The following is a 16,613-nucleotide window of genomic DNA, read 5'->3' as shown; positions in this document are numbered from 1 at the left end:
GCCAGTCGCCCAGCATCGTTAGTATTTCAGTTATGGCATCTACCCCAACTTGGCCCGAAATCCTTAGTTCTCTCGTCTCGGGCAACGATTTGTCGATCAGCCAGGCCGAATGGGCAATGAAATCCGTGATGAATGGGGAAGCGACGCCTGCGCAGCTTGCCGCCATGCTCATCGCCCTCCGCATTAAAGGCGAAACGGTTGATGAAATAGTTGGATTTCGGGATGCGGCACTCGCCAGCGCTCTGCCGTTGCCGGTAGATCCGATGGCTCTGGACATCGTGGGCACCGGGGGAGACCCCTATGGTGCTGTGCTGAATATTTCCTCAGTGGCGTCGATCATTGCGGCTGCTGGCGATGTGCCGGTGATCAAGCACGGCAACCGTGCGGCGAGCAGCAAGAGCGGAGCATCCGATGTTCTCAGTGCTTTGGGATTGAATCTCGATCTCACACCTGAGCGGGTCGCAGAGGTGCTGGGCGAAGTGGGCATCACGTTTGTATACGCAGCGCTCTTTCACCCTGGCTTCGCGCACGCCGGCCCAACCCGGCGCGAACTAGCGATACCTACTCTTTTCAACATTCTGGGCCCACTGTGTAATCCGGCACGGCCTCAGGCTTCCGCGGTCGGCGTGGGAAGCCGTGAACGTGTCAGCCTGCTTGTCGGCGTCTTCCAAACGCGTGGTGCCACGGCGCTTGTGTATCGCGGCGATGACGGCATCGACAAACTCACCACCACCGGTCACAGTCACGTCTGGGAGGTGTCTCGAGGTTTTGTGACAGAACACGACCTTGATCCGCTTGAGCTCGGCATCCCGCGCGCACCGATTGAAGCGCTGCTAGGCAAGGACCCTGAGCACAATGCGCAAGTAATTCGTTCGGTGCTCGCTGGCGAAAAGTCGCCTGCGCGAGACGTTGTGCTGCTCAACGCCGCGGCAGGACTAGCGTCGTTCAACCTCGCGCAAGATTCCGAACAGAGTCAGCGCCCGCTCTTGGCGCGATTGCGTGAGCAACTTGATCGTGCGGAAGATCTCGTCGATTCTGGGCGTGCGAGTGCAAAACTCGACGAATGGGTCGCAGCGACCAACCGCTAGCCGACCGATTCGTGCGTACTGGTGGTGCCCTAGTCGATTGAGTGGATGTAATCCACTGTTTCTTCTCAGTTCTCAGCCGTGGCGGGCAGCTCTAGCGCTTCAACCGCGTTGGCGTACAGCCACGCGCCATTCTCGCGAACGAAGCTGCTGTTTTCGTGTTGTTGGTCAGCGATGCCATCATGCCGATAATGAGCACGAAATTCGACAGTCCCTCGAGTGTCGAGCATGCTACCGCCGGTGCTCGCGACGATGTCGAGTCGGTACCAGCGCACATCCAGGTCATGTTCGAGCGTTCGCGGGCGCGTTGACGGATGCCACGTCTTCAGCAGATAGGCGGTCCCGCCGAGCACATAGGCGCTGTACCGCGAGCGCATGAGCCGTTTCGCAGTGGGGGCGAGTGCATCGCCGCGATGGAAACGCCCGCAACAGTCGTCGTAGTTTTCTCCAGAATGGCAGGGGCACGCGTGCATCCTCCCAGATTAGCCACTTGAGAATGGCCAGTGTTGCTGAGCGGGGGAGATGCGCGTGTGCCACGGTGGCTCTAACCATGCTCGTGGCTGCGTTCTCGCTTGCGCTGGCGGCCATGTACACCACCAACGTGGTGGGCACGCATGAGGGTGAGAAAAAGACGTCCCTGAGCAATTCCGGTAGTCGTACCGGGCAAACTCATTTGCTCATCGGTTGCGAGACCGGTCATCTCAGCAGCAGGCATCTCCATGCCCATCCAGGCCATGACGGTGTCCGGTGGGGCAGTGCTTTCTCCTCAGACGGCGAGCCACGTGTACATCACGCCGCATTCGTACGACTGGTTTTGTAGGATGTCGGCCGCCCGCACCACCGCTGGGGACAGCCGCGTTGTTGCCGTTGATGGCGTCATCTGTTACTTCACCGTGGTAGCAGCCGAGGAAGTAGGGGAAGGTGGTTGTGGAGTAGTAGCGGTACTGTCCGTCGCTGTCGCTTCGGTGGTTGGTGTGGTGGTTTCGGAGAAGTCTATGGATTGGTTATGGATTATCTGTGACGTGGTGGGGAATACTCGGCTGGGTCAAAAAGATGATGAGAACGATGATGCCGGCGACAGGAACGAGGATCCAGAAGATGTTTGTCCAGTTACGACCTGTATCGCGCAGGCGCCGTACGGTGACCGCGAGCTGGGGGAGCAGCAGTGCGAGTGACCAAGCGGTGCTGAGGCTTGTGCCAAGGGCGAGTGTTCCCTCGGCCGAGGTCAGGTTGAGCGATCCGAAGATCGCGGTGGTGATAAACGAAAAGAGCACGAACCACCAGTACTCTGGCCTGCTCGCGACTCCGTTGAAGTCCGCATACTTGCGGAATACGGTCGAGATGGATTCGAAGAACGTCACGGTAACTCCCGGTTGGTTTGCCTTGAGCCAAGTGAAGCCCCTACTCCAGAGCGGGGGAGCCTATCATTGGCACAGGACGACGAACTGGCTGTCTCGGAGACTGTCCAGTTGAGCGCGCTAACCGGCGAGACTCTGAAATCGTTCGCCGAGGAGCAGTTGTGCGTCTCTCATCCGCAGTCATGTTTGTTTCCGATCTCGATAGATCCGTGGCGTTTTACTGTGATCTCCTCCAAGTCACTGTCTCCGTTCGCGATGGTTCGGCAGCGCTGCTCGTCGGGCCTGAAAATTATGAGCTGTATCTCCGTGGAAAGGGCTCTCAAACGAGCCACGCGCTTGGCTCAGTCGGAATTCAGTACCTCATCTGGAGTGCCGACAGCATGGAAGATCTGCAGCGATGCGAGGAGGTGCTTAGACGAGAATCAACCCAGGTACGCCGACAACATCTTGATGGGTTCGACGCGGTAGAAGGTCCTGGCCCTGACCACGTGCCGATCATGATCATGTATCCGGGACCAGATCAGATCACGCGACACAAAATCATCCCTCGAATTTATCGCTGGTAATCCCTCGCCCAGAGGTCGATGATCCAGTCGGCATGGGCGATGACTGCCTGGTGGTGTTCGACGACGATCACAGATTTTCCGGAGTTGACGAGGCGATCGAGCAGGCCGAGGAGCCGCTCGACGTCGGCCAAGTGCAGGCCAGTGGTGGGTTCACCCAGAACATCAACGTCGCCCTTATCGGCCATTTGGGTCGCGAGCTTGAGGCGCTGGCGTTCACTGCAGTTCTGATGTCGCGAGGACGTTTTCGCGCCCGCAGAGTATTTCTACCATTCGGTGCCGATCGGCACAGCGATCGCGCGCGCAGCCGGGTAGCGCATCAGTCATCCGGAAATTGAGCGACGGTAGCTCGCCAGTCGTCGGACCTTCCGCCATGGGGCTCATTGTTTGGTGCTGTAGCTCCGGCGTCATCAGAAGGATCGTCGATTGGGTCAGGTGCGCTGCTCGCCTTTATCTGATCGATATCGAGTTTCCATTCCAAGGTCAACTTGAGCACGCTGTTCTCGTCGATGGTCCCGTCATTTCGTTTGCTTTTCTCGACTTCAGCCAGCAACACGTTGAGGTCGATCATGGTCGTCATTGTGTTCTTCATTATTCTCCCGCGTGAAATAAGAGAGGGGCACACCTACGGGACGGTAGGCGTACCCTCTCAATCAGACGTGACTACACGCCGGATCTTGTGCCGCCGGCTACCCTGCGGATCAGCCAGGCAATAATGGCGATGGCGGCGAGGACTAATCCAACCCAGAGCAAGAAGTTCAAGGACTGGACGAGTCCACCGGTGATGGCGAGAACAATCGCAACGATAACGACAATAATGAGTAGAAGATTCATGGTGTGGACCTAATCTTTCAGATTCTCGGCGGTGTTGTGGATCTCATCCTTATTGCTCATTAGATTTCCCCTTCTCATTTGATTGTTGAGGTGCTGTGGCAGAGATAGTTTCGCCAGAGACATCGCACACGACAAGGGGTTGACATTCGATGCGGGAAGGAGGAAACTCATGCCTTTTTGCCTCCGTGCCGTTCAGCCGACGCGGTTATCCGCGGCGGGTAAAGGCTGCTGTCAGTCGAGCCGTCGAACTAGTCCAGAGGGGGAACTTGACGGATGTAGTTTGCTGCTTCAATCTCGGTCATAACGACCACTCCTCGGTCCCCGGCGGCGTTCAGCTCTAGCGCCCTTATCCAGACAGGGTTGATCTTTGGGGGAGTGTTGCCGAAGAAGTGGAATTGCAGAGGGATTGACGGTGATAGCCAGACGCTTACCCGTCCGGTCTCAGGATCGTTTGGAGAAACCCAACTGAGGTAGAACGATTCCCGCCGACGCAGTCTTGCCCCGGTGATGGCTTTGATGTGCGCCAACGTGCGGTCTTCAAGATCGTATCTAGTTCCACTGCCGTAAATGAGTTCACCCACCGTCTCAGCTTGCGACACAGGAAGTTGTTTCGCAACAGAACAAGACCAGCGCGACGTTTTCTGTCGCTTTACCGGACACCATGGCGCAGTATATGAAGATGGGACAATTCGTGTACGGTGCTGGCGCAAAGTACGAGTTCACCGATCGAACCCTGGCTCATGTGAAAGTAGCGGCAGGAGTGAAGTTGCGTCGTCAAGAGTCCTTCTACTTGAGTTGGGTGAAACCTGCATCAGAAGGATCCGGCAGAGTCACTGTGTGGCTGTCACCGTCTATCCCTGTGCAGTTCCAATTTAAGACGCCGCACCCAGAAGACCTGAACCGAGTATGGCTGAAAGCTCTCGCAATGACAGCGATGAGCGATCGCGGAATGGTCGTTTTGGACGAACAAGAGGCTACGGCATACGTGCGAGATCACCCGCCCACCCTGTCGACTGGTTAAGAACTGTGAGCGCTATCGACCTGAACAGCGACCTCGGTGAGTGGGACCTCGACGAGGAAACTCCGGATGCCGCTACCCCCGATGATGCCGGAATGTTCGGCCTCATTACTAGTGCGAACGTAGCTGCCGGATTCCATGCGGGATCTCCAGGAAGCATGCTCGTTAGCGCTCGACTCGCAGTTCGGCACGGGGTGAGTCTTGGGGTGCATCCGTCGTACCGCGATCGTGCGGGCTTCGGAAGGCGCGAGAGGGAGGTCGACTCCGCGACTCTCGTTAGCGACATTCTGGAGCAGATCGACTCGCTCACCATCGCGGCCAGTGCTGCGGACGCTCGCGTGCGCTATCTGAAGCCGCACGGCGCACTCTACAACCGCATCGCCATCGACGATGTGCAGGCGGATGCTGTGGCACGCGCAGCGAAAGAGGCAAATCTTCCCTTGTTGGGGCTCGTCGGTACAGCGATCCATCGAGCCGCGGATCGTCACGGTGTGCAATTCTTTCGTGAAGCGTTCGTCGACCGCGCATACCTGCCGGACGGGACACTGGCGCCACGCTCCATGGACGGCGCAGTTATTACCGATCCGATCATGGTGGGGGAGCGGGCGGTTCGGATGGCGGTCGAGGGCCAGGTGTTGGCGATCGACGGCAGCCTCTTGCCTGTCGAACTCGACTCCTTTTGCGTACACGGTGATGCCGCGGGCGCCACCACGATGGCGGCGACAGTGCGGAAACTGCTTGAAAACGCGGGCCTAGAGATTCGAGCCTTCGTATGAAAATTCTCGCGTTCGGCGACCGAGCACTCCTAGCCGAGTTCACCACCCTCGAACAGACTATTCATGCGTTTTGTGCCTTCGATGCGGCACGAACAGCGGGGATCCTCGAACTCATTCCGGCAGCATCCACCGTGCTCGTCCGAGTGGATCCCGCCAGACTCTCGCTGCGCGCCGCCGAGCAGTGGCTCACTGATACCTATTCGCGCACAATTAACATTGACGACGTGGCCGACGCTGGCGCTCCGAGTGTCCCCATTCCCGTGCGGTACGACGGCCCGGATCTCGACTCAACAGCACTACTGCTGGGCATCAGCGTCGATGAGCTTGTGTCGCGGCACTCACAGGCGCACTGGCAGTGCGCGTTCATTGGGTTCGTACCCGGCTTTGCTTACCTCACAAGCACGGATGCCGAGTTCGATATACCCCGGCGAGAAACTTCTCGGCCAATGGTACCGGCAGGTTCCGTTGGTTTGGCGGGGGAGTTCGCCGGAATCTATCCCCGCAGCTCACCAGGTGGTTGGCAGATCATTGGGACAACAGCGGTGACATTATGGGACGAATCTCGCGACGTTCCTGCGGCGATTACCCCAGGAATGACCGTGCGCTTTGAGGTGGAAGCACGATGAGCCAGCTGCTCGTTGCCCATCCCGGCCCACTCACGCTCGTGCAAGATCTCGGGCGCCCTGGTCTGGCGCATCTAGGCGTTGGTGCGTCTGGCGCTATGGACCGCGCCGCACTAGCACTGGCCAATCGGCTTGTTGGCAATGAACCGGATGCTGCCGGGCTCGAAATTCTTGTAGGTGCAGTCGAGCTGCGAGCTGAAGAAGCGATATGGGTAGCCGTTACGGGTGCGCGGGGAATTGTGACTACCGACGGACACTCGGTTTCGCACAACAGCGCGACTCTTGTTGACCCAGGGAAGACCCTCTCATTCGGGACTGCAACTCACGGCATCCGTTACTACCTGGCGGTGCGCGGGGGAATCGAGGCACCGCTCGTGCTTGGCTCGCGCTCACGTGACACGCTCGCACAGCTTGGACCCGCACCGCTTGCCGAAGGAGACGTTCTCTTGGTGGGAGTAGAACCCCACGGCCCCGTTCCGCCCGTTGACGTTGTTCCGTTCGATGCACCCTCGGACAGCGCTCTGACGCTTGAGGTGCGACCTGGACCGCGTCGTAGTTGGTTCGCGCCGGAGGCTTGGGAGCGACTGTTTGACCACGAGTGGCAGGTATCGGCCCGCTCAGATCGCTCCGGCATCCGCCTCGAAGGCCTCGCACTGGAACGCACAGAGCGGCGCGAACTGCCCAGCGAAGGCATGCTGCCCGGCGCCATTCAGGTGTCGCCAGACGGTGCGCCGACAATTCTTGCTGTAGACCATCCTGTGACGGGCGGTTACCCTGTTATCGCAGTGATCACGGATGACTCGCTCGACGCTCTGGCTCAGTTGCGCCCGGGGCAGGGCATCCGGTTTCGACTCGCGACCGGTCGCAGTTGATTGCTGGCTCACCTGATCGTGGGAACTCTACCTAGGAAGAGTAAGGGGTTCTAGGGGCGCACGAGAGCAGGGGAACGCACTGCCGCAGCGTTTGGCGCTCGCTTGGCCATCATCGCCCATCGACCATCGCGAGAAGCTCATTCATATACGTCATCTCGCTCTGTTGCGTGCGCACGATTTTTTCCGCAAGGGATGTCACTACCTCGTTGGTCGAACGCTCGAGTAGTGCTTGGCCCATCTCTACCCCGCCGGAGTGGTGCTTGATCATGAATTCGAGAAACATCTTGTCGGCGTTAGCCCCGCTAGTCCCGCTGGCCTTGAGCGCCTCGATCTGTTCCCATGTGGCGAATCCGAGCATCGTCGCGTCCGACGTGAACGTAGAATCCATGTCACTAGGGGTGCCGTCGAGCGCCGGCTGCATCATCCAGGTCATCGGTGGTTCGGCCGGAGCCTGCGGTAATTCCCACATCGTCAACCAGCCGTACATTTGGCCCGACTGTTGCGCCTGCGAGGTGGCGATGTCGTAGGCGAGTGTGCGGATGGCCTCATTTCCGCTGTTCTCACGGATAATCATGGCCATTTCTACCGCCTGCTGGTGGTGAGCCTGCATGTCGCGGGCGAAGCCGGCTTCTGCACTTGTCGTCGAGGGCGTTGTTGGGGCAGGCGGGAACATCAGTCGCCCAAGAAAGATGCCGACGATCAACAACAGGACGCCAGCAAGCACTACCGCGATTAATCGCGCTAGTGGCCGCCCTAATGGGGCGACTGTAGGTTCGCTCAAGCGATACGCCCCGGGGCGTCAACCCCGCCTGAGCACAAGGCACCTGCCTCAGGCGCGTCGCCGGCCTGCCAGAATTTGTCGACGAAGTCCTGTAGCCGCGGGTCATCAACGCCGTCCAGCTCAACCTGATTGGCCCAGGCTGAGATAACGACGGGGGACTGCAGGTCAGGCTGGGGGGAGAGCACCGAAAAGGTCGCAGGCACAGAATCCTGGAGCGTATTCAGGTCGTCGCCCGTCACTTGATCCGGGTTGTAGGTGACCCAAACGGCGCCGTGCTCCTGCGAGTGGACGGCGTTCTCGTTGGGGACAGGTTCGGTGTAGACGCCACAGTTGAGCCACGCAGCTGCGTGCTCGCCGCCGGCGGGAGGGGTCTGCGCGTAGTCGACCGCGCCCTCGACATGTCCTGCGACGACATCCGGGTAGTTCTGCAATCCGGTGATGTCTATGGCATCCGGGCTTACTTTTGGGGTGCCGTTCGTGACGACCATAGTGATGACCAGTGCAAGCACACCGACAGCGGCGACGCTGCCGGTCACGATGCCGATAACCCGGTTCCGCTTTTCAGCGGCCTGCTTCTTTTTGAGGGCAGCGACCTTCACTGCCCGTCGCTCAGTGCGCTGCTGCTTCACGGTGAGCTCTTTGCGGGCGGCGGGCGGAATCAGCGGTGATTGTGAGTTGCGGGGTTGCACTGTGGTGGTCCTGTCATCGGTGTAGCGGGCAGGGGAAAGCTGTATCTATGAAGATTAGTCCACCCAGTTTGTGAGGAACGTAGGAGACAGACGTCCAATGGTCCTTTCGCTTCGCCTCAGGCTCTCCCATGACGCCGCACGCACCCGTAGCCCAAGGTCGCACGTAGCGGATTGCAGGTTGTGCTGAAGCTATGTTCCTACAGCATGGAACCGAGGTCGGATCCGACCGTAGGGTAGGCGGCCGTTGCCGACTTGAGTTGGCGAGTAGTGAGCCCGAGCTTGATAGCAAGCCCGAAAGTGTTGATGAGCTCGCCATACTCAGGCCCGAGAAGATGGGCACCGACAACTTGGTCATTCGAGCGGTCGATGAGAATTTTGGCGGCGGCCGTATTCTCGCCGATACGGTAATTGGAGTACCAGCTGCTTGTGTCGGAATAGCGGACCTTTAGGTCGATTCCCTGTGCTTTCGCCTCAGCTTCTGATAGGCCAACGCGCGCGAGTTCGGGGATCGTAAAGACGGCGGTCGGGATTCCGGTGTAGTCCGGAATAGCGGTCGTGCCTTTGATCATGTTGGATGCAGCGACCTTCGCCTCTGACACTGCTACTGGAGTCAGTGGCATTCCGGCAGTGTCTGCTGAATCACCGGCGGCCCAGACGGCGGGGTTAGTGGTGCTCTGAAGATGGCCACTGACCGTGACTCCGCGGTCGCTCCACTCCACGCCGGCAGCGTCGAGGTCTAGCGAGGCGAGGTCAGCGACGCGTCCAGCGCCGTGCACAACGAGGTCGGTCTCAATGGTCTCGAAGGCGCCGTCACGTTCGAGGGTGACTACGTAGCCTCGTTCGGTCCGCTCAACCGATGTGATCTCCGCGCTTCGCTTAAGGTCGATGCCGACCTCGCGACCGCGGTCGATGAGAAGTTCGACGAGATCCGCGTCAAAGTTTTTAAGCGGGCGCGGTCCGCGATCAACGATGACCGCGCTGCTACCAGCTCGAGCAACGATGTGGGCGAACTCGAAGGAAACGAAGCCGCCACCGATGAAGAGAACCCGCGCCGGAAGGGTATTGAGGTCTAGGAAGTCTGTGCTGTCGATAACGCTTTCGTGTCCGGAGAAGCCGAGGGGGCGTGGGCGCGCTCCCGTCGCGATCAGGAAACGGTCAGCCCTGTAGCCGGTGCCCTCGATATCGATTTCGTTGGGCCCGGTGAAACCAGCGTGGCCGTGGAGTGTGTCGACTCCGTTGTGCTCAAGGTTGTCCTCCATTCGCTGAGGGACGGGGTCAGTGAAGCCGTGTTTGTGTTTCATCAAGTCAGGCCAATTGATTGCCAGTCCAGCTTCGTTGATGCCCTTGCCGCGCAGGAGGCGAGCACTATCGACGATCTCGGCACCTCGGCGCAGGATTTTCTTCGGGTCACACCCTCGCAATGCGCAGGTGCCTCCGTACGGGAGTGAGTCGACGATGGCGACCCGCCACCCCGCTGATACGCACTTGTTAGCGGCTGCGATGCCCGCCATGCCCGCGCCGATAACGATCAAGTCGTACGATTTGCTCATGAGCCATTGTCCTTCGAAATAGTCAATAAGTGGATAGGAATGCGCCGTGCTGAGCCGCGGAAGATCACGCTTTCGCGAGCGCAATACGCAACTGATCGACCGTAGGCGCGCCTTCATAACCGTTAGGAGTGGGGTATCTCCGGCAAGCGAGGCCTACTTGTGCGCCGTCCTCCGCGAATATATCGATACCTTTCACTTGCAGGCTGGGAGAGCCGAAGAAGCCAACCTTTACTGCATGTTCAGGTGTCTCAACCAACTGGTGAGTCACTGTGATTTCAGGGCGCTCGATTGCCAGCAGCTTCAATCGCTCATCGGCGATCTTCCAGTTGGGGCATCCTTCGAAGTAGAGCAGAGTGATTTCCATAACTGCGACACTAAACCTTAATCCATGGTGCAAGGTCAAGGGGCTACTATCAAAGTATGCGTATAGGAGAAGTCGCGTCCGTCGCCAGGGTGCCCACTCAGACCATTCGTTTTTACGAGCGCAAGGGTTTGCTTCCTCAACCTCAGCGTGATTCAAATGGTTACCGCGCCTACGACCCCGCCGTGCTCTCCCGGCTTGGGTTTATCCGGAGCGGGCAAGGAGCCGGGCTAACTCTGCTCGAAATTTCGACGGTGCTCGGACTGCGCGGTGAAGGCATAGCCCCGTGTGCTCATGTCAGCGTGTTGCTCGCCGATAAGTTGCACGATGTTCGGAGGCGACAGGTCGAGCTGGCGGCGCTCGAGACAGAACTGGAAGGACTCATCAGTCGAAGCGATCGGCTCGATCCTGCTAGCTGCACTGACGCCGAAGGTTGTCACATCATCGCTCCCTTGTAGCCAGGAGTGAACGTCGCCTGGGTGGGCGTGTGTGGTTCGTGAAGAGAATCCCTGCAGCTGTGGCGTTGGCTACACCATTTTTGCGCGCCGTTGTGTACGGATCGTGACGATCTGCGCAGCGACTATGGCGGCGGCTACGACGGCCGCAACGATCACGGTGAAAAGGTCGCTCTGAACCTTGAGAATGGTGAACGGGATCAGGATCGCGAGATCAAGCACGATGGTCAGAATCGGGATCCAGATGTTGGCCTCGATCTTCGACCGAAGGTGGCGGATGACGCCCCATTGCACTGCCATGTCCATGGACAGATAGAGGAACGCCCCCATCGATGCGATCTGGCTGAGATCGAGGAATACCGTCACGAGGATGGCGAGACCTGCGGTGATGATCATCGGCTGATGGGGGACCGTCTTCGGTAGCGAGGGAGCCTGCCGCATTTTCTGCAGCATCGCATAAAGCCGTGACACAGAGTAGAGGCTGGCGAGCAAACCAGAAAGGGTGGCGACCACGGCGATCGCGACGGTGATTCCAACACCCCATGCGCCGAAGAACGGTTCTGCAGCCTGAGCTAGCGCATAGTTACGGGCATCTACTGCGCCACTCGCGCCGATGCTCGAATTCACGGACACCGTGATCAGGAGGTAGAGAACCGTGCAGATCGCGAGCGAGATGAGGATTGAGCGCGCAATATTGCGCTTCGGGTCGCGAATGTCATCACCCTGATTGGTGATGGTGGTGAAACCTTTATATGCGAGCACGCACAGCGTGGTGCCTGCCAAGAGTCCGACGAGGTCGACGGAGTCGCCGGATGACTTCGAAAAGAGTCCATCGCCGCCGGCGGCGACACCGATCAGCCCCGCGATGGCGAGTACGGCGATGCCGAGGATCTTCACTACTGCAGTGGTTGTCGCTGAACGTTCGACGAGCGTGTTGCCGACGAAGTTCACGATAGCGGCAGTGACGATCGCGGCAACACCCAGCACAGGAACGAGAATCACCGAGTCCTGCAGGCCGAATGGCCGTAGTAGGTAGGTGCCGAACGTTCGCGCCAGAAGGCTCTCGGCGACCACCATGGACACGAACATGAACAGTGAGAACGACCCGGCGGCCACACCAGGGCCATAGGCATCTTTCAGCAGCATGGCAATGCCACCGGACGAAGGATTCACGCTGGAGTACCGGACGTAAGAGTACGAGCTGACTGCGGCGACAATCGCACCTAGGAGGAAGGCGATCGGGAAAAAATCGCCAGCAAATTCGGCGACTTGACCGACGAGTGCAAAGATTCCCGCGCCGATCATTACGCCAGTTCCTAAGGAGATAGACCCCGTCAGCGAGATTTTATCTGTGCGATTAGGCATACGTCCGGCCTTCCGTTCATATTGTGCTCCGTCGAGATGGTGTGACGATCGTAAAGGAAAATTAAGAAGCTCACCTGGCGTCGATCTCAGTCGAAGCCGGAACTGGCTGATCGTTTCTGGTGCGCAATCCTTGCCTGATTGAAAAGCCGGTCGCGAAAACAGCAGCGGCTACGGCAACAACGAGGAGCACGATGGCCGCGACGGTGAGGTCGATCGCCCCGATCCATCCCGCTATTGGATAAGTGATGAGGAAGCACGCGTGCGAGAGCGCGAACTGCGCTGTGTAGACCAGGTTCCGGTCCGCTGGTGTTGAGGCGTCGGCGAGCAATCGTGCCGAGGGGGTGCTCACCAGTGATGTGCCCATGCCGAGCAGCGTCCACGTAGCCAAAAGCCAGCCCCACCCAGCCAAAGAGGTGGTTGCTGATGCGGTCACGATCACTGCGGCAATGAGCCCTACGACGATGAGCCCCATTCCGGCCACCATGGTGCGGATAACCCCGAACCGCTCCACGAGCCAGGGAACATTGAACGCAACCATCAGCGAGCCAGCCCCGTAGCTGGCAAGAGTGATAGCGAGCGCTGCGTCGTCGAGGCCAAACACGCTTCGGGCGTACACGACCGAATTGACCAGCACCAGCGCAGTGCCGGCGGCAACGACCACGTTGGTGAGCAGCAGGAACTGAAGGGTTTTCGTGCGGGCGAAGATCATGACGCCGAGGGGGAGTCGCTGCCAGAATGTCGTAGTTGTTGGTCCGGTGACGCTACCCGGAAGCCGCGAAGCGAGTACGAGAATGGCGGATGAGGTGAACCCCAGTGCTGTGCCGACGAACAGATTGCTGTAGCTCACCACCGTGAGCAACACCGCCGCGATCATTGGGCTCAACAGTGACTCGAGATCGTAGGCAAGCCGAGAAAGCGATAGTGCCCGCGTATAGTCTCGCGACTCGGGCAAGACCGAGGGAATGAGCGACTGGAACGCCGGGGTGAAGGTCGCTGAAGCAGACTGCAGAACGAACACGAGCAGATAGATCTGCCAGATCTCTGAGACCAGCGGCAACATGAGCGCTATCGCTAACCGCACTAGATCCGCGCCGATCAGCACACTCTTCTTTGGCAGCCGGTCCACAGCCGCAGCGATGAGCGGGGCGACTCCCACATAGGCGGCCATCTTGATGGTTAGTGCCGTACCGAGCACCAATCCTGCCGCCGCGCCGGCAAGGTCAAATGCGAGTAGGCCGAGCGCGACAGTGAGAAGGCCCGTTCCCAGCAGTGCAATCACCTGCGCTGAGAAAAGCTTTGCGTAGGTGGGGTTTCGCAGCACCTGCAGCATCAGGAAGCATCCGGAGTTGCAGGATGTGCGGCGCGGTGGTGTGCCGGATCGATGCTCAATGAGTGCTCGGCCTGGAACATGGCTTCAGTCACCAGTTGGCTAGCGTGCTCATTGGCAAGTCGGTAGAAGATCCGTGTGCCTTCGTTGCGGGTGAGCACGATGCGCGCCAATCGAAGTTTCGCTAAGTGCTGTGAAACGGATGCCGGCGACTTGTCAACGATCTGGGCCAAGCTGTTCACGGACAGCTCCGCGTCGCGTAAAGCGAGAATAATTCGCACTCGTGTGGCGTCGGCAAGCATTGAAAACACTTCAACTGCGAGCTCCACGGAAACGTGTTCTGTGTCAGGAGCTCTGCTGTAATCTGCATTCATACGCAGATTATTGCATATGATGTAGGAAAGCGGATCGCGCTGCGTGTTGCTCGTCTCTGGGGCTGGCATCTCGGGGGAGTGGCTTGTCCTGGCTCGTGCGGTCGGAGTGTGCGGCCGTGGGGGAGTTCGCGGCCATGACCGAGGCTCGATGTTCTCGCGGCGTGACGACAGCCACGAAACGTATTCAGCATGTCGAGGGCTTCATCCGACGACGAGGGCAGGCGCACTGGAGGTTGGAGCTATCTATCCGGTGCGGAGGAGTGCAAGCAGGTGAATAGCTAGGGCTCGCATTCCGACTACCTGACATAATGTGCATTATCGGATACCACAGCGAGCCCCAGAGCGGTCGTGATTCAGATGCGACCTATTCCACTGATGAAACGGTAGCTGCCTACAGTCGCTCGTCGTCAGTTATCACCGTCAGCGTGTAGATGCCCACTGACTCAATATCGAATTCGTCGCGATATGACGGATCCTCTGAATGCGATTGAGACAATCGCATGATAATTCAGCAGCGTCATCAACTGCTTCGAGATCGTAGGCGCATTGCCAGCAATCCCAGCGATCACTCGAATCATTGGGAATTTATCAACTTTCTTGGTGTGAGTGTACGCGTCCTATTGCTCCTCACGGGCGCGACGGACGCTAGTACAGAGGCAGGGACGGATCGATTTCCCTAACCCAGGCCAGGACCCCACCCGGCACGTGTTTCACCCGCTTGTAGCCCAGCCGTCGCAAGTCGGCGAGAACCTCGGCCGACCGAGCCCCCGCTTTGCAGTACAGCACGATATCCCGGTCGCGAGGCAGGTTGGAGAGCGCCTCTCCGGACACGAAGCGGTGCTGCGAAATCAGCCGGGACCCCGGGATGTGCACGATTTCGTGTTCTCCCGGCTCCCTCACGTCGATGAGTTCGAAGTCGCGCTCACGGCGCCCCCTGGCGTCGAGCATAGCGGCCAGTTCGCGCACCGTGAGGCTGTGCTCGGCGGCGTCCTCCGCAGGGGACGTTCCGCAGAAGGCGGGGTAGTCGACCAGCTCCGCGATGGGTGTGCCGGCGGGGTCTCTGGCTATCGTGACCTCCCGCCAGGATGCGGCGAGGGCATTGAAGAGCAGGACCCGTCCGAGCAGGGGCCGCCCGACGCCGGTGATCAACTTCACCACTTCGGACACCATCATTGAGCCGATCGCGCCGCAGAGCATGCCGAAGACGCCGCCTTCGCTGCAGCTCGGCACCGAGCCAGCGGGCGGGGCCTCAGGGTAGAGGTCTCGGTAGGTGGGCCCGTGCTTTTCCCAAAAGACGCTGACCTGCCCCTCGAAGCGGTATATCGACCCCCAGACGCAGGGTTTACCGAGCAGTGCCGCGGCGTCATTGACTAGGTAGCGGGTGGCAAAATTGTCCGACCCGTCCACGACCAGGTCGTAGTCGGCGAACAGCGTCAGTGCGTTCGTTGCGTCGAGCCGGGCGTCGTGGAGCCGCACTACGACGAGCGGGTTCAGCTCGGCCACGGCGGCGCGGGCCGACTCCAGTTTTGACCGGCCGATATCCGTCACGCCGTGGATGACCTGGCGCTGCAGGTTGCTGAGGTCGACGATGTCGTCGTCGATGATGCCGAGGGTTCCGACGCCGGCGGCCGCCAGGTAGAGCAACACCGGGGAGCCTAGGCCCCCCGCACCGACCACGAGCACGCGCGCGTTCTTCAGTCGGCGCTGGCCGATGGCGCCAATCTCAGGAATAACGATGTGCCGGGAGTAGCGTTCTACCTCCGCCGTGGTGAGGTCGGCGGCCGGTTCGACCAGCGCGTTCACAGGTCCGGACGTCCTGCCATAGCGGAGGAGGCCAGCGCGTGCTTGCGTTTCGGGATGCGGCCGGCCTGTGCGGCGAGCCTGCCGGCGATGACGGCGTGCCGGAAGGCGTCGGCCATCCTGATCGGATCTTGCGCGCGGGTCACGGCTGTGGCCAGCAGCACGGCGTCGCAGCCGAGCTCCATGGCGCGCACAGCGTCGGAGGCTGTGCCGATCCCGGCGTCGAGCACCACCGGGACGCCGGCGCGGGCGACGATGAGCTCGATGTTGTGAGGGTTGAGGATGCCGAGGCCGGTGCCGATCGGAGCGCCGAGCGGCATCACAGCGACGGCGCCGAGGTGCTCGAGCCGTAGCGCAAGCACCGGGTCGTCGTTGGTGTACGCGAACACCTTGAAGCCGCGCGTGACTAATTGTTCGGTGGCATCCACGAGCTCGACGGCGTCGGGCAGGAGCGTCTGTTCGTCGGCGATAACCTCGAGTTTCACCCAGTCCGTCTCGAGGGCCTCTCTGGCCAGTTCGGCCGTCATCACGGCTTCCCTAGCGGTGAAACAGCCGGCGGTGTTTGGCAGGATGCGGATGCCGTTGTCGACCAGCAGCTCGAAGAGGGATCCGGCGGTGCCCTTGCTGTGGCGGCGCATGGCTACGGTGGTTAGCTCGGTGCCCGACGCCAGCAGCGCTGCGCCGAGCCCGTCCAGGCTGGGCGCGCCGCCGGTTCCCATGATCAGACGCGAGCCTAATGAGATCCCGTCGATCACCAGCGAATCGCCGCACATGTGCGTGGT

General features: G+C 59.9%; 22 protein-coding genes and 1 pseudogene. 7 read left to right on the top strand and 16 right to left on the bottom strand.

All coding sequences use genetic code 11. The annotated features are described in order from the left end of the window. Window positions 1-32 precede the first annotated feature (32 nt). Window positions 33-1,088 carry an anthranilate phosphoribosyltransferase gene (gene trpD / locus ACTJJW_RS03520; RefSeq protein WP_462642715.1) on the top strand — a complete coding sequence of 352 codons (1,056 nt, stop codon included), beginning with the start codon at window positions 33-35 and terminating at the stop codon, window positions 1,086-1,088. A gap of 65 nt (window positions 1,089-1,153) precedes the next feature. Here trpD and ACTJJW_RS03515 read toward each other — a convergent pair whose 3' ends face one another. From ACTJJW_RS03515 to ACTJJW_RS03505, 3 genes are all read right to left on the bottom strand, one after another. Further along, window positions 1,154-1,558 (bottom strand): YchJ family protein, encoded by a 405-nt coding sequence (locus ACTJJW_RS03515; protein WP_462642713.1) that lies wholly within the window; start codon window positions 1,556-1,558, stop codon window positions 1,154-1,156. A gap of 71 nt (window positions 1,559-1,629) precedes the next feature. Then, window positions 1,630-1,821 carry a hypothetical protein gene (locus ACTJJW_RS03510; RefSeq protein WP_462642712.1) on the bottom strand — a complete coding sequence of 64 codons (192 nt, stop codon included), beginning with the start codon at window positions 1,819-1,821 and terminating at the stop codon, window positions 1,630-1,632. A gap of 268 nt (window positions 1,822-2,089) precedes the next feature. Next, window positions 2,090-2,446: a DUF805 domain-containing protein gene (locus tag ACTJJW_RS03505; protein ID WP_462642711.1), complete on the bottom strand. Its 357-nt coding sequence runs from the start codon at window positions 2,444-2,446 to the stop codon at window positions 2,090-2,092. 158 nt (window positions 2,447-2,604) lie between these two features. Here ACTJJW_RS03505 and ACTJJW_RS03500 point away from each other — a divergent pair, with 158 nt between their 5' ends. After that, complete coding sequence (locus tag ACTJJW_RS03500; protein WP_462642709.1) at window positions 2,605-3,009, top strand: VOC family protein; 405 nt, start codon at window positions 2,605-2,607, stop codon at window positions 3,007-3,009. Window positions 3,010-3,020: 11 nt separating this feature from the next. On the opposite strand, the pseudogene ACTJJW_RS03495 reads toward ACTJJW_RS03500, so the two are convergent. The 4 genes and pseudogenes from ACTJJW_RS03495 to ACTJJW_RS03480 form a co-directional block, all read right to left on the bottom strand. Beyond that, window positions 3,021-3,224 (bottom strand): annotated as a pseudogene (locus tag ACTJJW_RS03495) (hypothetical protein); the annotation flags it as partial. Between the two features lie 101 nt (window positions 3,225-3,325). Next, window positions 3,326-3,586: a hypothetical protein gene (locus tag ACTJJW_RS03490; RefSeq protein WP_462642708.1), complete on the bottom strand. Its 261-nt coding sequence runs from the start codon at window positions 3,584-3,586 to the stop codon at window positions 3,326-3,328. Window positions 3,587-3,669: 83 nt separating this feature from the next. After that, complete coding sequence (locus tag ACTJJW_RS03485) at window positions 3,670-3,840, bottom strand: hypothetical protein (RefSeq protein ID WP_462642707.1); 171 nt, start codon at window positions 3,838-3,840, stop codon at window positions 3,670-3,672. A gap of 248 nt (window positions 3,841-4,088) precedes the next feature. After that, window positions 4,089-4,421, bottom strand: coding sequence for a DUF7882 family protein (locus ACTJJW_RS03480; protein WP_462642706.1), 333 nt, complete (start codon window positions 4,419-4,421; stop codon window positions 4,089-4,091). 98 nt (window positions 4,422-4,519) lie between these two features. Between ACTJJW_RS03480 and ACTJJW_RS03475 the strand changes: the two genes are divergently transcribed. Genes ACTJJW_RS03475 through ACTJJW_RS03460 form a run of 4 tightly spaced genes read left to right on the top strand, consistent with a single transcriptional unit; the run spans window position 4,520 to window position 7,129 of the window. Further along, complete coding sequence (locus ACTJJW_RS03475; RefSeq protein ID WP_462642705.1) at window positions 4,520-4,861, top strand: DUF7882 family protein; 342 nt, start codon at window positions 4,520-4,522, stop codon at window positions 4,859-4,861. A gap of 5 nt (window positions 4,862-4,866) precedes the next feature. After that, window positions 4,867-5,634: a LamB/YcsF family protein gene (locus tag ACTJJW_RS03470; protein WP_462642704.1), complete on the top strand. Its 768-nt coding sequence runs from the start codon at window positions 4,867-4,869 to the stop codon at window positions 5,632-5,634. Beyond that, complete coding sequence (locus ACTJJW_RS03465; RefSeq protein ID WP_462642703.1) at window positions 5,631-6,260, top strand: 5-oxoprolinase subunit B family protein; 630 nt, start codon at window positions 5,631-5,633, stop codon at window positions 6,258-6,260. The genes ACTJJW_RS03470 and ACTJJW_RS03465 overlap by 4 nt, the downstream gene beginning before the upstream one ends. Further along, window positions 6,257-7,129: a 5-oxoprolinase subunit C family protein gene (locus ACTJJW_RS03460; protein WP_462642702.1), complete on the top strand. Its 873-nt coding sequence runs from the start codon at window positions 6,257-6,259 to the stop codon at window positions 7,127-7,129. The genes ACTJJW_RS03465 and ACTJJW_RS03460 overlap by 4 nt, the downstream gene beginning before the upstream one ends. 109 nt (window positions 7,130-7,238) lie before the next feature. Here ACTJJW_RS03460 and ACTJJW_RS03455 read toward each other — a convergent pair whose 3' ends face one another. The 4 genes from ACTJJW_RS03455 to ACTJJW_RS03440 form a co-directional block, all read right to left on the bottom strand. Further along, window positions 7,239-7,910 carry a DUF305 domain-containing protein gene (locus tag ACTJJW_RS03455; protein WP_462642700.1) on the bottom strand — a complete coding sequence of 224 codons (672 nt, stop codon included), beginning with the start codon at window positions 7,908-7,910 and terminating at the stop codon, window positions 7,239-7,241. After that, on the bottom strand, window positions 7,907-8,599 hold the full coding sequence (locus tag ACTJJW_RS03450; protein WP_462642699.1) for a DUF3105 domain-containing protein: 693 nt from the start codon (window positions 8,597-8,599) through the stop codon (window positions 7,907-7,909). Before ACTJJW_RS03450 ends, ACTJJW_RS03455 begins: the two co-directional genes overlap by 4 nt. 197 nt (window positions 8,600-8,796) lie before the next feature. Further along, entirely contained in the window at window positions 8,797-10,149 is a 1,353-nt protein-coding gene (locus ACTJJW_RS03445; RefSeq protein ID WP_462642697.1) for a dihydrolipoyl dehydrogenase family protein, read from the bottom strand. A gap of 64 nt (window positions 10,150-10,213) precedes the next feature. After that, window positions 10,214-10,513, bottom strand: a complete 300-nt coding sequence (locus ACTJJW_RS03440; RefSeq protein WP_462642696.1) for a thioredoxin family protein — start codon at window positions 10,511-10,513, stop codon at window positions 10,214-10,216. A gap of 56 nt (window positions 10,514-10,569) precedes the next feature. Here ACTJJW_RS03440 and ACTJJW_RS03435 point away from each other — a divergent pair, with 56 nt between their 5' ends. Further along, complete coding sequence (locus tag ACTJJW_RS03435) at window positions 10,570-10,968, top strand: heavy metal-responsive transcriptional regulator (RefSeq protein WP_462642694.1); 399 nt, start codon at window positions 10,570-10,572, stop codon at window positions 10,966-10,968. A gap of 69 nt (window positions 10,969-11,037) precedes the next feature. On the opposite strand, the gene ACTJJW_RS03430 is transcribed toward ACTJJW_RS03435, so the two are convergent. The 5 genes from ACTJJW_RS03430 to ACTJJW_RS03410 all read right to left on the bottom strand — a co-directional run bounded on the left by ACTJJW_RS03430 (window position 11,038) and on the right by ACTJJW_RS03410 (window position 16,604). Beyond that, window positions 11,038-12,330, bottom strand: a complete 1,293-nt coding sequence (locus ACTJJW_RS03430) for an APC family permease (protein ID WP_462642693.1) — start codon at window positions 12,328-12,330, stop codon at window positions 11,038-11,040. Between the two features lie 70 nt (window positions 12,331-12,400). After that, a complete protein-coding gene (locus ACTJJW_RS03425; RefSeq protein WP_462642692.1) occupies window positions 12,401-13,660 on the bottom strand; it encodes an MFS transporter in 1,260 nt (419 codons plus the stop codon). Next, window positions 13,660-14,031 (bottom strand): ArsR/SmtB family transcription factor, encoded by a 372-nt coding sequence (locus tag ACTJJW_RS03420; RefSeq protein ID WP_462642691.1) that lies wholly within the window; start codon window positions 14,029-14,031, stop codon window positions 13,660-13,662. Before ACTJJW_RS03420 ends, ACTJJW_RS03425 begins: the two co-directional genes overlap by 1 nt. A 645-nt stretch (window positions 14,032-14,676) precedes the next feature. Beyond that, the gene (gene moeB / locus ACTJJW_RS03415) at window positions 14,677-15,834 is read right to left on the bottom strand and encodes a molybdopterin-synthase adenylyltransferase MoeB (protein WP_462642689.1); all 1,158 of its coding nucleotides are present in this window, start codon (window positions 15,832-15,834) and stop codon (window positions 14,677-14,679) included. Next, a complete protein-coding gene (locus tag ACTJJW_RS03410) occupies window positions 15,831-16,604 on the bottom strand; it encodes a thiazole synthase (RefSeq protein WP_462642890.1) in 774 nt (257 codons plus the stop codon). Before ACTJJW_RS03410 ends, moeB begins: the two co-directional genes overlap by 4 nt. Window positions 16,605-16,613 lie beyond the last annotated feature (9 nt).

This window comes from Rhodoglobus galactosidasius, from assembly GCF_054957775.1.
Note: the sequence above shows the minus strand (reverse complement) of the source record. Positions and strands in the feature narration are given on the sequence as shown.

Bases quoted from the DNA above. Each gene is read 5' to 3' on its own strand.
- trpD (WP_462642715.1), top strand. From the start codon at position 33: ATGGCATCTACCCCAACTTGGCCCGAAATCCTTAGTTCTCTCGTCTCG.
- ACTJJW_RS03515 (WP_462642713.1), bottom strand. From the start codon at position 1,558: ATGCACGCGTGCCCCTGCCATTCTGGAGAAAACTACGACGACTGTTGC.
- ACTJJW_RS03510 (WP_462642712.1), bottom strand. From the start codon at position 1,821: ATGGCCTGGATGGGCATGGAGATGCCTGCTGCTGAGATGACCGGTCTC.
- ACTJJW_RS03490 (WP_462642708.1), bottom strand. From the start codon at position 3,586: ATGACGACCATGATCGACCTCAACGTGTTGCTGGCTGAAGTCGAGAAA.
- ACTJJW_RS03485 (WP_462642707.1), bottom strand. From the start codon at position 3,840: ATGAATCTTCTACTCATTATTGTCGTTATCGTTGCGATTGTTCTCGCC.
- ACTJJW_RS03475 (WP_462642705.1), top strand. From the start codon at position 4,520: ATGGGACAATTCGTGTACGGTGCTGGCGCAAAGTACGAGTTCACCGAT.
- ACTJJW_RS03465 (WP_462642703.1), top strand. From the start codon at position 5,631: ATGAAAATTCTCGCGTTCGGCGACCGAGCACTCCTAGCCGAGTTCACC.
- ACTJJW_RS03460 (WP_462642702.1), top strand. From the start codon at position 6,257: ATGAGCCAGCTGCTCGTTGCCCATCCCGGCCCACTCACGCTCGTGCAA.
- ACTJJW_RS03445 (WP_462642697.1), bottom strand. From the start codon at position 10,149: ATGAGCAAATCGTACGACTTGATCGTTATCGGCGCGGGCATGGCGGGC.
- ACTJJW_RS03440 (WP_462642696.1), bottom strand. From the start codon at position 10,513: ATGGAAATCACTCTGCTCTACTTCGAAGGATGCCCCAACTGGAAGATC.
- ACTJJW_RS03435 (WP_462642694.1), top strand. From the start codon at position 10,570: ATGCGTATAGGAGAAGTCGCGTCCGTCGCCAGGGTGCCCACTCAGACC.
- ACTJJW_RS03430 (WP_462642693.1), bottom strand. From the start codon at position 12,330: ATGCCTAATCGCACAGATAAAATCTCGCTGACGGGGTCTATCTCCTTA.
- ACTJJW_RS03425 (WP_462642692.1), bottom strand. From the start codon at position 13,660: ATGCTGCAGGTGCTGCGAAACCCCACCTACGCAAAGCTTTTCTCAGCG.
- ACTJJW_RS03420 (WP_462642691.1), bottom strand. From the start codon at position 14,031: ATGAATGCAGATTACAGCAGAGCTCCTGACACAGAACACGTTTCCGTG.
- ACTJJW_RS03410 (WP_462642890.1), bottom strand. From the start codon at position 16,604: ATGTGCGGCGATTCGCTGGTGATCGACGGGATCTCATTAGGCTCGCGT.